This window comes from Ruegeria sp. CG8 (assembly GCF_056537165.1).
On the sequence record NZ_JBQFRA010000005.1, the window covers coordinates 313952 to 326781 of the forward strand.

11 protein-coding genes are annotated in these 12830 nt (G+C 61.0%); 1 reads left to right on the top strand and 10 read right to left on the bottom strand.

All coding sequences use genetic code 11. The annotated features are described in order from the left end of the window. The 5 genes from ACR0EF_RS16505 to ACR0EF_RS16525 all read right to left on the bottom strand — a co-directional run bounded on the left by ACR0EF_RS16505 (window position 1) and on the right by ACR0EF_RS16525 (window position 6161). Window positions 1–1338, bottom strand: a complete 1338-nt coding sequence (locus ACR0EF_RS16505; protein ID WP_170372483.1) for a DUF6638 family protein — start codon at window positions 1336–1338, stop codon at window positions 1–3. 55 nt (window positions 1339–1393) lie between these two features. Further along, entirely contained in the window at window positions 1394–1762 is a 369-nt protein-coding gene (locus ACR0EF_RS16510; protein WP_170373244.1) for a hypothetical protein, read from the bottom strand. Next, window positions 1759–3690: an AAA family ATPase gene (locus tag ACR0EF_RS16515; protein ID WP_170373245.1), complete on the bottom strand. Its 1932-nt coding sequence runs from the start codon at window positions 3688–3690 to the stop codon at window positions 1759–1761. The genes ACR0EF_RS16510 and ACR0EF_RS16515 overlap by 4 nt, the downstream gene beginning before the upstream one ends. A 21-nt stretch (window positions 3691–3711) precedes the next feature. Then, window positions 3712–4830, bottom strand: coding sequence for a hypothetical protein (locus ACR0EF_RS16520; protein WP_170343164.1), 1119 nt, complete (start codon window positions 4828–4830; stop codon window positions 3712–3714). Between the two features lie 251 nt (window positions 4831–5081). Then, window positions 5082–6161 carry a coiled-coil domain-containing protein gene (locus ACR0EF_RS16525; RefSeq protein ID WP_170372487.1) on the bottom strand — a complete coding sequence of 360 codons (1080 nt, stop codon included), beginning with the start codon at window positions 6159–6161 and terminating at the stop codon, window positions 5082–5084. Between the two features lie 289 nt (window positions 6162–6450). Between ACR0EF_RS16525 and ACR0EF_RS16530 the strand changes: the two genes are divergently transcribed. Then, window positions 6451–7926, top strand: a complete 1476-nt coding sequence (locus ACR0EF_RS16530; protein WP_170369948.1) for an NAD-dependent succinate-semialdehyde dehydrogenase — start codon at window positions 6451–6453, stop codon at window positions 7924–7926. A 142-nt stretch (window positions 7927–8068) separates the two neighbouring features. On the opposite strand, the gene ACR0EF_RS16535 is transcribed toward ACR0EF_RS16530, so the two are convergent. The 5 genes from ACR0EF_RS16535 to glcE form a co-directional block, all read right to left on the bottom strand. Continuing rightward, a complete protein-coding gene (locus tag ACR0EF_RS16535) occupies window positions 8069–8536 on the bottom strand; it encodes an Hsp20 family protein (protein WP_170342492.1) in 468 nt (155 codons plus the stop codon). Window positions 8537–8660: 124 nt separating this feature from the next. After that, a complete protein-coding gene (locus ACR0EF_RS16540) occupies window positions 8661–9479 on the bottom strand; it encodes a trypsin-like serine peptidase (protein ID WP_170373246.1) in 819 nt (272 codons plus the stop codon). After that, a complete protein-coding gene (locus ACR0EF_RS16545) occupies window positions 9476–10282 on the bottom strand; it encodes a trypsin-like peptidase domain-containing protein (protein ID WP_170373247.1) in 807 nt (268 codons plus the stop codon). The genes ACR0EF_RS16540 and ACR0EF_RS16545 overlap by 4 nt, the downstream gene beginning before the upstream one ends. Before the next feature lie 104 nt (window positions 10283–10386). Next, window positions 10387–11709: a glycolate oxidase subunit GlcF gene (gene glcF / locus ACR0EF_RS16550; protein ID WP_170373248.1), complete on the bottom strand. Its 1323-nt coding sequence runs from the start codon at window positions 11707–11709 to the stop codon at window positions 10387–10389. A gap of 4 nt (window positions 11710–11713) precedes the next feature. After that, complete coding sequence (gene glcE / locus ACR0EF_RS16555) at window positions 11714–12814, bottom strand: glycolate oxidase subunit GlcE (RefSeq protein ID WP_170373249.1); 1101 nt, start codon at window positions 12812–12814, stop codon at window positions 11714–11716. Window positions 12815–12830: the final 16 nt, after the last annotated feature.

Consider the following 12830-nt stretch of genomic DNA (forward strand, 5'->3'; position numbering starts at 1 on the left):
TCACTCTTTCCTTACCGCGCCCCAAGGGCCGACCCGTGCGATCACCGCCTCGCTGACCCGGTCCTCGCCACTCATGTCGGGTTCATGCCCGAACAGTGCGGCGCGGGCCCCGGCCTTGTCCACTTGATATTCACGGGCAAGAAACTCGGCCACATAGGCCTTTTTTGGCTCTGCCCAGCCACCATAGGTGCGGTAGAACAGTTCCTTGTGGCAAATGAACATCTGGCGCGGGTCCAGCGGGGCAAGTTCGGCCAGCAGCATATTCACAAGATCGCGGTTCGGGGTATTGGCGGCGCGCAGCGAATAGAAATAGGCCGGATGATCCGAGGTGATACGCGGCCAAGGCCCGCCATCTGTCGCCCAGCGCAACAATTGCGCGAGGCCATGATAGGCTTCGGGCAAGCGATCCGCGTGATTGCGCGCCAAACGCCGCATGTCGCTGCGGTCCAGCCCGGTCAGATCAATGCCCGCATCCGCGGCGGCGTCAACGGTCAGAAAGTCCATCTTCTGTTGCAGGATCGCGGCGGCATCCACGCCGCGGGCCTTGACGATCGGCTCGACCAGATCGTTGTAATTCAGAAATTTGGCAATCTGGTTTCGCTGCGACGGATCAAAGACATATTTGATCGGCAAATCCTCTGGCCTTTCACCCATGCAGATCGCCGCCGGGTGATCCAGATCCGGGAACAGATACATGCCGCCGAAATGCGCCGTCCAGAAGTTGCGCTGTTCAAACGCCGTGTGGCGCAACCGGACAGGGTTGCGGGTGACGTCGCCGGTTTCCTTAGCGGTTTCGATCATCTTCGCGATCAGCACATCATCGAACCAGGCGTCTTCCTCGGTCTTGAACCGTTCGACCATGCCAGCCAACTGATCGGCCTTGCGCAGGGTGCCGCCCACGGTGTCGGCCTCGATCTCGATCTTGCGCAGGTTCAGCAGGTCGCGCGGGGTGGTGAGTTTGAAGACCGAGTTCACCAGCTCTCCGGCCACCGCATCGGTGGCGGTCAGGGCGAACAACTGCGCCTCGTTCATCTCGATGAATTCACGCAGGATATCGCGCGAGGTCGAGAATTTGACGTTCAGCAGCGGCGCGCGTTTCTGCTCGGTCGTCAGCAGGATGAATTGCCGGTTGACCCCGTTGGGGTTGAGGTAGAGCGGGTCGTCCAGTTCAATCCCCACCTCCGGCGAATAGCCCGAGATATCGACATGGAAATCCGTCAGTGCCGTGGTTTTGCCCGCCAGATGCTGCAGCGCGCGGTTATACCGCTCGACCAGAGCCGGGCTGGAGATGTGGACGAGATTGCCAAACATCAGGCCTTTTTCGATGAGGCGGATCATGAAGCGAGCCTTTGTTCAGTTGGCAGCCAATCGATTGATGACAGATAGCTATCCATCATGATGCAGCTCTGTTCTCGACGAAAGCCACTTTGAGCCTTCGTACCAAACCAAAAAAAGTCACTGGAATCCAAATAAGTATCGCCCAAACTGACCAACCGAATTTTTCCAGAATCGGACAAGGTAAGCCGCTTGTGAGGGGGTCGCCACAAGTCGCCGAGACAGCGAAACCCGTTGCATAAAGAAGGGCGATGACCGTCAATACAAACATAAGCGAGATCGTGATCACGTCATCGATTACCAATGCCAAAAGAATATGTAGCCTTTCGAGCGGCTTGAGCCAAAAGAGAGACACACAAATATAGCTCAATAGAGAAAGTACTAATAAAGCAACGAAGTAGGGTAAGAAAAAGCTCCAAAAGCTCACCCCTTCCCCTCCAGATATCGCCGCTTGGCTTCTTCCATCCGCCCCATCTCGCGGACGGCGTTTTCGATGGCGACCTCGTCGCTCTTGTCGGCATATCGGAACTCGCTGTCGGCGTAGCGGTTGATCTCCTGGATCACCGTCTCGACCGTGATCGGCTGGCGCAAGTCCTCGATCATCGCTTTCTTGGTGTCGTAGTCGCGGAACAAGAACAGGTCGGGGTTTTCCATCCACTCGTCGGGCAGTTCGAAATCCATCGCGCGGACCTTGACGGCGTCGGTGATGTTCTTGATCGCGCGGCCGGTGAACCGCTCATCGGCGGCTTGGATCGCCTTGAGGTAGGTGCCCAGCTTGGCGATCGTGTCCATCTGGCCGATCTCGCCGGACACCCGATCATAGACCTGCAGCAAAGCATCCTCATGCGGGCGGGAGTGGCTTTCGAAACTGGCGGCGACGGCCTTCTTGATTTCCTGGGCGGCATAAACGTCGTGTTCGCCCAGCGGGATGTCGTGGTTGCGGCCCATCAGCAGGTGCAGAATGTCGATGTAATCTTCGCGCGTTTGCGGTCCGTCCACCAAGAACCGCGCACCCGCCCGCTGGCGCAGGGCGTCGTCCACATTCTCGGGGTAGTTCGAGAACATGCCAAAGGTGCAGTTGCCGCGCACCACGGTGTTGGCGCCGGCAAAGCTCTCCATCAGCACGGCGGTGATTTCCAGCTGACCGGCTGACGACTGTCGGTCGCCGCGTTTGCCCGCCAGTTGGTCGATATCGTCGATGGTGCCAAAGCCGATGACCGAGGGGTCGATGATCGTGTTGATGAACGCCTTGGCATTCTGGCCGGATTTGCCCTGATAGCTGTCGATATTGTCGGTGCTCAGGTTCTGATAGCGGAACGGATAGCCTGCATTCTGGCAATAATCATTGATCAGCCCGGCCATCATCTGAATCAGGGTCGTCTTGCCGGTGCCCGGTTTGCCGTCGCCCATGAAGGTAAAGATAAACCCGCCAAGCTCCGCGAACGGGTTCAGGCGACGGTCAAAATCATAAGCCATCAGCATTTTGGCCAGCTTCATGGCCTGATACTTGGCAATATGGTTGCCCACCACCTCGTTCGGTTTCTTGAACGTCATGGTGAGCGTGGTGGATTTGGCTTTTGAGGCCGGCTCAAACCCCCGGATCGTCAGATCGTCGGCCTCGATATGCCAGGCGGCGTTCTGGAACGGGGCCAGATGGCCAGCCGTTTGCGCGCGCAGAGCAGCTTTTTCCATCAGTTGCTCTGCGTAGGCACTGGTGGCCGCGATCAGATGGGCATCATCGGGCGCGTGCTTGGCCAGAACCTGATCCAGCTCCCACAGCGCGCCGTGCAGGGCGAGTTGGCCGTTGTCTGTCAGGACCTCTTCGATTTCACCGATTTCGACCGTGGTCTCCCCCAGATGCGAGGACATCAGATAGGCCAACGCATTGCCGAAGGTGTGCAAGGTGATCAACGCTTCGGCGGTCAGCAGATCCGAGAATTCGGTCTTGCGCGCGGCGGCAAGATCTCCGGCCAGATTGGCGCGTTTCAGATCGGCCAGCGGGGTCTGGTCGGCATAGGTTTCGGCCACGGCTAAAGCGATGGCAATCGCCCGGCGGATCGCCTGCTGTGAGGTCGCCTGCTGTGGGGACACCAGCGCGTCGCCGTCATCCGCGGCCTCGATCCGTTCGACCAGATGCACCCCATCGGCCCGCGCAGTGCGGCGGGTTACCAACCCCGGCGTGGTCGACCGGAACCGCCGCCCCGTCGACACACCCGGTGACCGTTCGACGGCGGCCTCGGCGGGTTTGGCTATACGCGGCGCATGCTCAAACCCGTTCAGCAATGCGGTGGCGGCAGGATAGTGCTGGCGAATATCGTCTTCGCGCAATTCCATCTGGTCTGATGTCAAACTCATTTCAAAATCGCCTTTGTATTATCAATATCGCAGAACCTGCCCAGACTTGCTGACCACGAATTTGCGCACATCTGCAAAGCCCGGCGGATTGCGTTCGGCCAGAACCTGGAACGGACGCTGCGGAAGGATGATTGAGCGCTGGGTGCGTGTGGCCCCGGTCTCGGCCCCCTGTCCGCCGAAGGGGTCCAACGCAAAGACCTCGCGCTCGACGGTCGAGAACCATCCGGCGCGTTCTTCGATGACCTCTTCGCTGTGCAGTTCTTCGGTGGTCCAAGCCAGAGCCCAATCCTGCCCCTCGGGGGCTTGCGCGTCCTCCAACACCTGCCGCAGGGGGCCGGATTGCTCGGTATAGGCCGAGGAATACATCGGGCCCACATGAATGCGGCGCAGGTGTTTGGGGTGCAGGTTGTCGAAATCCTGGTCGAAGCCTTTGGCGATGGTCACCAGTTTCAAGCCACCAAGCGACTGCGCCATCAGATGCGCCTGCACTTCGGGCCAGCGACGCTGGTCCTTGGGCAGGGCCGTTTTACCGCTGTCCTCCAACTGCATCAGGTAGATGACCGGCAGGTTGATCTGGCTGTCATAGACCGCCCAATGAATCAGGAATTTCCGCCGCTCGCCCTCGGTCTCGATCCAATGGCACTCCGGATCATTGCGAGCCCAGAACAACTGACCTTTCAGCAATTCCTCGTAATAGAGCCTTTGAGACAGCGCGAATTGCAGCTTGGTGGGGATTTCCCTGTCGCTGATGATCGTCCGCACCATCTCGGTTTTCAGGTCCTCTTCCGAGGGCATATTCGCCAGATGTACCTGCGCCTGCTGCGCGTCATTGGCCATGGTCAGCAGTTCGGCCGCCACCGGAAATCCGCTGTCGCGCTTGTCCATGGCGAGGCTGCCAAAGAACCGCCCCGTATCGCGCCCGACCAGCAGGTATTTCATCGACAGCGCGCGGAAGGTGTAGAGCAGCCCCGAGAGGTAGCGCGACACGATGCGCACCTCTTGCTTACTGATCGCGCCCTCAGCCTCCATAGTCGCGGCCACGCGCAGAAGGTGGACAGTGATTACCTCGAATTTGCGGAAATAGCGGCGCGAGGCGAAGGTGTCGGTCAGGCCAACATGGTCTTGGGTTGGGTTATTCATTTAGCTTATCGACCAATAGAGGGAATACCTCGAATGCCAACCAAAGTGCGCCCCAGACTGCGAACACGGCTGAAACTCCAAAGGATCCAAGCGCGAAGACCAATGGTACGAAGAACATCATCAATCTCAGATCGGGACCAAGGTATGCTGGAATCAATTGGGTCAGGTACCCGAACAGGATGAGAAGCGCCCCTAAGAGCGCAACGCCCACTGCTGAACTTAGCATCTTTAGCGGCGAACGGATCGCGTCCTCACCCCCCATACAAATTCTTATCATGCTTCTCGACAATCGAGGCAAACCGGCGGGCAAAGCGTTCGTCTGCCTTGGCTTTTTTCTCCAGCACGTCGCGGGCGAAGACCATGTGGCCCTCATGCGCCTCAAGCATGTCGGCCATTTTCTGGTTGGTCGCGGTGCCGATAGCGGCCATGGCGGTTTGCGCTTCTTGGTCGGTCTGCACGCCGATCTCGTTGATGCGGTGGGCCACGTCCTGCTGCTGCGCGGTTTTCAGCGATTTGGTCAGGGCGTCATACAGAACCACGCGTTGCTGCGTGTCTGTTTGCAGCTTGTTGATCAGCACCATCTGCGTCGCCGCCTGGTTCTGCAGTGAATCGACCCAGGTCTTGCCCTTTTCGATATAGCGCTCCAGCGTCTGGGACTTGGCCAGCTTGACCTGCTCTTCCTGAACCTTCGCGTTGTATTGCTTGTTCAGTTCGGCCAGTTCGGTTTCGAGCTTGGTGCGCGCGGCGGCGTCCTGCTCGACACTGATCTTGTTTTCAAGCGTGATGATCGCCGGGTCCATGCCCTGAATCTGGGTACGCAACGCTTCCAGTTCGGCCACGGTCGCCTCGCGGTCGTCCAGCGTGACGGTCAGGTTGTTCTCAACCTTCACGCGCTGCTCTTCCAGCACGGCCAGTTGTCCTTCCAGCAGCTTCACGATCACGTCTGATTTCGCGATCAGGTCCTGCAGTTTGTCGTCGATATTGGCTGAGCGCATCCGTTCTTGGCGCATGGACTCGGATTTACCCTTCGAGAAGATGCCCACGAACGATTCCCACCCGGTCTTCGAGCGCATTTGGTCGAAATCCTTGGAAAACGCGCTGGTGACGTCGTCCAGCCCCATGATCAGTTCGGCGATGTTCGCGTTCATCACCTCGGTGTGGGCGTGCACGTCTTCAAGCGTGGCATTTTCGATGTCGATATCCGCTTCGGCCGTTCCGATCTTGGCGCGTGCGGCCTCGATCCGCGAGGTCAGCCCTTCGATCTGCGACTGGCTTTCGCGCACCTTGGCCTGGGTTTCCTCGATCAATGCTTCGAATTGCTGGTTCGACATCTGTCCAATCCTTGTTTTTCTTATCTACCCAACAAGATAGGGAATGTTATAACGATTTACATCCCCTTGGGTCTCTCAAATCTCCGGAACTTTGGCAAAACCCTATCGAAAAAGATAGGCGTCAAAACCAACAGCTGGCTGGCTTTTGATGCTTTCTGGTCCTTGCATCGCACGCCGATCGATTTTTTGATCAAATCTGGATTGATTGACGCCCCCGGGTGGCCCTAGACATGTTCTGCGCCACCTGATTGGGTACGCGCAAATTCTTTCCCTGCCCGGAGGCCGACCCATGCTGGATACCACGACCGACCTGAAATCGCTTTTGAAGAACCCCGACCTTCTGGTCACCAAGGCCTATATCGGCGGGCAGTGGGTCGATGGTGACAACGGCACCTTTGCCGTCACCAACCCGGCCCGCGGCGACGTGATCGCCGAGGTCGCGGATGTCAGCCGCGCCCAGGTGGCCGGTGCCATCGCGCAGGCCGAGGCGGCACAGAAGGAATGGGCCAAGCTGACCGGCAAGGAGCGCGCCGCGATCCTGCGCCGGTGGTTCGACCTGATGATGGAAAACGCCGAGGATCTGGGCAAGATCCTGACCGCCGAACAGGGCAAGCCCCTGGCCGAGGCGGTGGGCGAGATCGCCTATGGCGCGTCCTTCATCGAATTCTTCGGCGAAGAGGCCAAGCGGGTCTACGGCGAGACCATCCCCGGCCATCAGCGCGACAAGCGGATCATGGTGCTGAAACAGCCGATCGGGGTGGCGGCCTCGATCACGCCGTGGAACTTCCCCAACGCGATGATCACGCGCAAGGCAGGCCCGGCACTGGCCGCCGGCTGCGCCTTTGTCGCGCGCCCGGCCACCGAAACGCCCTTGTCGGCGCTGGTGCTGGCGCTGCTGGCCGAACAGGCCGGCGTTCCGGCGGGTGTGTTCAACGTGGTGCCCTCGTCACAGGCCAGCGAGATCGGCAAGGAGTTCTGCGAGAACCCTGGCGTGCGCAAGCTGACCTTTACCGGCTCGACCGAGGTGGGCCGGATCTTGCTGCGTCAGGCCGCGGACCAGGTCATGAAATGCTCGATGGAGCTGGGCGGCAACGCGCCGTTCATCGTGTTCGACGACGCCGATCTGGATGCTGCCGTCGAAGGCGCGATGCTGTGCAAATTCCGCAACAACGGCCAGACCTGCGTCTGTGCCAACCGCATCTATGTGCAGGCCGGTGTCTATGACGCCTTTGCCGCCAAGCTCAAGGCCGCGGTCGAAGCATTGAAAATCGGCGACGGCCTGTCCGATGGCACCACGACCGGCCCGCTGATCAGCGACGAGGCGGTGGCCAAGGTGCAGGAACATATCGCCGATGCCACGGCCAATGGCGGCGCGATCCTGACCGGAGGCCTGCCGCACGATCTGGGCGGCACCTTCTTCCAGCCCACGATCATCACCGACGTGACCCAGGACATGAAGGTCGCGCAGGAAGAGACCTTTGGTCCGCTGGCGCCCCTGTTCAAATTCGAGGACGAGGACGAGGTCATCGCCATGGCCAATGACACGATCTTCGGCCTCGCCTCGTATTTCTACGCCAAGGATCTGAGCCGCGTGTACAAGGTGGCCGAGGCGCTGGAATACGGCATCGTCGGCATCAACACCGGCATCATCAGCTCGGAACTGGGCCCGTTTGGTGGTGTCAAGCAATCCGGCCTTGGCCGGGAAGGCAGCCACCACGGCATGGAAGACTATCTCGAGATGAAATACATCTGCATGGCGATCTGATCGGACGGACCATGAGACCAGGGCGCCTTTGGGCGCCCTTTTTCTTTGCAACCGTCATGAAAAAACCCCGCGTCCGGAGGAACGCGGGGTTGTGCGACAACCGAGGGAGGAGACGATCATCGCCGCTTGGGCGGTCTCAGCCTCAGTTCACGGGCTTGGCGTCAACCACGTCCTTTTCGATCGCCTTGGTCGAGGTGATCTCGATCCGGCGCGGTTTCAGCGCTTCGGGCACCTCGCGCTTCAGGTCGATGTGCAGCATGCCGTTTTCCAGGCTGGCGCCGGTCACGCGGACGTGGTCGGCCAGAGCAAAACGACGCTCGAAGGCGCGGGTGGCGATGCCGCGATGCAGATAGGTGCGCTTGGTGTCTTCGGTGGCTTTCTTACCGGCCACGACCAGCGCGTTTTCCTTGACTTCGATCGTCAGGTCATCTTCGGCAAAGCCGGCGACTGCGATCGAAATGCGATACGCATCGGCATCGGTTTTTTCGATGTTGTACGGGGGATAGCTGGGTTGTGACACTTCGCTGGTCATGACCCGATCCATGATGTCGGCAATCTGGTCAAAGCCGACGGTTGCACGGTGCAGTGGTGCAAAATCAAAGCTACGCATGTTCGTTATCCTCATGTTCAGAGCGATTTACGAGTTTTGCCCTCCGATTGGACGGGCGTTGGTCATCGTCGGACCCCGGTTTGGCTGCCCGACACACATGAAATGGGAAAGGATCTGGCTGAGTTCAAGACCCGCCGGAGCTGATGAATTTCGCGCCTGAGCTGGACTTGCCCGAGCCGACCTGCAGCCGCCGGATCTTGGCCTTTGGCTGCGGCGCATCCCGCCGCATGATGGCCTTGAGGTCCGAGACGATCCCCTCAAGTTCCATGCCGAACCCGACCTTCCGACGGCCGTCGGTACCAACCGCAGATACCACAGAAAGGATCTGCCAACGCGGCCCATTGCGGGCCAGAATTGCCGAACCGGAAGATCCAAACGTGACATCGCAATTGAAGGTAATCAAACCTTGGCGCCGCTCCAGAATCCGGCAGGACCGCTGGCGCGTGATTGCCTCGGATCGGCCGCGCCCGTACGAAGCGATGCTGATCTCATCCCCGGCGACCCGGCCACTGTGCAATGCAAATGGGTTGGCGACGGTATACGGGATCGGTTGATCCAGTCGCATCAGGGCGACATCGACCCGGACCATCTCGGGTGACAGGCCAACCCGGGGGTCATAGTCGGGAAGGACGGAGATCTGCACGACCGTGCCTTCGGCAAGCGCATGTCCATCGCTCAGACCTGCGCGAAAGGTGACTTCGCCGGGTGCGTAGGTCCGACCGGTGGCCTTGTCCGTCGCACAATGGGCTGCGGTCAGAACAAGATCCTGCGCGATCAGCGTGCCGGTGCAGAACGAGCGGTCTCCGATGTCCAACCGCCCGATCGCCTCCCAACCATACAGGTCGTCCCGATCGGTCAGCCGGCGCTTGCCACTGTCCTGGGCCATCGCCGACGCAGCAATCCCGGCCAAAATCAGGGCCGCTGTCACGATACGGCGGATCATGGCCGGACAAACCTTGCGCCGACGTTCTTTCCTGGCTCGAGCGTCTTGCCGGACGCGCCGAATCCATTCCCTGCGGACAGCTCGGTACGCAGCACCTCCAGCGACTCTTCCAGCGCTGTTCCCAACGATACCCGCCGGCCTTCCAATTCGGCCTTTGCGGACACGACCGATACGATCCGGGGGTGATCCCCTGAGAACGAGAAGATCGGCGCGCCGGACGCACCCAAATCCACGTCACAGGACATGACCAGCACCCCCGATTGCTGCGCCATGACCGAGCAGACCTGTTGCAGCGAAGGGGCTTCTGCGCGGTTGTGGGCGTACGAAACCACTCCGACATCCTCGCCACGCGTTGGCCTGTAGCCGGTTTCAAACGGGATCACGGTCGTATTTCGGATCGGCTGCCACAACTCGATCAGCGCGACGTCGTGGCGCACGCGGCTGACAGATGCGGCGCGGTCATACTCGTATTCCGGATGAATGACCGCCTGGCGCGCCGTGCGATAGGCCGATGCGCGGCCATGTCGCCACCCCGCCAGAAACTCGATTTGGCCCGGATCAATTCGTTGGCGGGTTGCTTGGTCGAACAGGCAATGCGCTGCGGTCAGAACAAGGGTGGGTGAGATCAACGCGCCAGTGCAGAAGCCGGTGCCGTTGATGTTCAGCCGTCCGACCGCCATCCATTCGCGTCCGGAATCCGAGGTTTCAAGGCTTTGCAGCCCAGTATCCTGCGCCGTGGCTGCCAATGGCAGAACACATATCGCTATCGCCCTGATCCATGTGCGCACGCGGTTCTCCGGCATGAGGTATCGGCCAATCTACTTACGCGTGGCGTTTGGCGAAAATAGGGCAGAGCCGCACCGCGCCTAATCCGCACCAGACTGATGCGTCGGCGCATCAGGCCCGATCACCGCAGGATCGGCACCGCATCCGCAGGCTGTCCGGCCCGATCCAGCGCAGGGGGCCGAGGCCCGCCCGTGGCCCAATCCAACAGCTCGACCGTATGCACGATGGGCAGTCGGGTTCCCGACCCGATCTGCATCATGCAGCCGATGTTCCCGGCCGCGATAAAATCGGGGTTCTTGGCCTCCAACGTGCGCACCTTGCGCTGTTTCAGCTTGGCCGAGATCTCGGGCTGCATCAGGTTGTAGGTGCCCGCGCTGCCACAGCACAGGTGGCTGTCGGCGGGTTCGACCACGGTGAACCCCGCCTTTTTCAGCAGGTCCTTGGGATAGGTCTTGATCTGCTGCCCGTGTTGCAGCGAGCAGGCCGCGTGATAGGCAACCGTCAACCCCTTGTCGTCACCCTGCGGCAAGTCCAGCTGCATCAGGATCTCGCTGACATCCATGGCAATGCCCGACACCCGCGCCGCGTCCTCGGCCAGCGGATCGTCGCGGAACATGTGCCCGTAATCCTTGACGGTGGTGCCGCAGCCCGAGGTGTTGATGACGATCGCATCCAGCCCCTTGCCGTCCATCTCGCGCGTCCAGGCGCGGATATTGGCGGCGGCGGTGGCATGGCTTTCGCGGGTCTTGCCCATGTGATGGGTCAACGCCCCGCAACAGCCGGCGCCCTCGGCCACAACGACCTCGCAGCCCAGCCGGGTCAGCAGGCGGATCGTCGCATCGTTGATGTCGGTGTTCAGCGCCTTTTGCGCACAGCCTGTCATCAGAGCCACGCGTTTGATCGCCTGCCCCTTGGGCGCAAAGCTTTGGGGGTCGTCATTGCGGCTGACCGGCGGGATGTGCTTCGGCGCCATGTCCAGCATCGCCTTGAGGCGCGCGTCGGGCATCAGAAATCGGAACGGCCGCCCCAGCTTGGCCCCGATCAACGCCCAGCGAAACCGCATCGGATAGGGCAGGATCCGCGCCAGAACCCATCGCAGCGCCCGGTCCGAGAAGGGGCGCTTGTAGCGGTTTTCAATATATTCACGCGCGTGATCGACCAGATGCATGTAATGCACGCCCGACGGGCAGGTCGTCATGCAGGCCAGACAGGACAGGCAGCGGTCGATATGCTTGACGGTCTTTTTATCCGGCACACGCTCGTTTTCCAGCATGTCCTTGATCAGGTAGATGCGCCCGCGAGGGCTGTCCAATTCGTCGCCCAACACCTGGTAGGTCGGGCAGGTGGCGGTGCAGAACCCGCAATGCACGCAGTTGCGCAAAATCTCGTTTGCGCGGCGGGTGCCGGGGTCTTTCAGCTGGTCTTCGGTGAATGTGGTCTGCATCGCCCTATCCCATCAGCCCGGGGTTGAACATGCCGCGCGGGTCGAATTTCTGTCGAATCCCCTGTGTCAGAGCCGCAATGCCCTGCGGTTCCGGCTGGAAGCGACCCAGCCGGGCAAGGGTATCGGCCTCGGCCCGCACCAGCGTGGCGTGGCCGGAAAACGCGCCGAAGCGCGCGCGCAGGTCGGTGCCTGCGGGCACCAGCGCCCAGATCAACCCGCCGCCCCAGTCGAGCAGGGTCCGGTCGGCCTCGGCCCGCGCGGCGATTTCGGGCGCGTCGCCGGGTTTGACCGAAATCCGCCAGACATCGCCGGGCGTGTCGGCGAAATCGGCCGCATCGCGGATCGTCTGCCACAGGGCATCCGACGGCTCGACCGGATCAACCGCGCCGAACTGGCCCAGCAACTCCTGCAGGCGCCCGGTGCGATACGAGACCGATTCCGCAAACCCCTCGATCCGGATAGAGGCGCGCCGCTGCTGCGGGTCATAGGCTGCGCCGGTGACCTCAAAGGGTGATTTCAGCGCCTCGGACAGGATGCGAACCGCAGTCGCGGCGTCCTTGGCGGGTACGGTCAGCGTCGCATTGGCCTCGGGTTTGGGCAGCACCTTCAGCGATACCTCGGTCAGCACGCCCAGCGTGCCCCAGGACCCGGCCATCAGCTTGACCAGGTCATAGCCGGTGACGTTCTTCATCACCCGCCCGCCATTCTTGATGATCTGCCCCTGCCCGTCGACAAAGCGCACGCCCAGCAGGAAATCGCGGCAGGCCCCGGCCTGAATCCGGCGCGGCCCCGAGACGTTGGCGGCCACGACACCGCCGATCGTGGGCGCGCCAAAAGTCCCCAGCAGGACGCGATGGTCCATCGGCTCGAACGCCAGCTGCTGGCCTTCGGCCTCCAAGGCGGTCTCGATCTCGGCCAGCGGCGTTCCGGCCTGCGCCACGAGCGTCAGCGCTCCGGGCTCGTACAGGGTGATCCCGCGCAGCCCGTCAGTGCTCAGCACTTGGTTGGGGCCGTCCACGCCACGGGTTCCCCCGCCTTTGATCCGTACCGGTTCGTTCAGGCCGGCCACGTTTTCGGCCAGTTCAGACTCTGATTCAGGTCTCATTGCGGGGTCCGTTCTG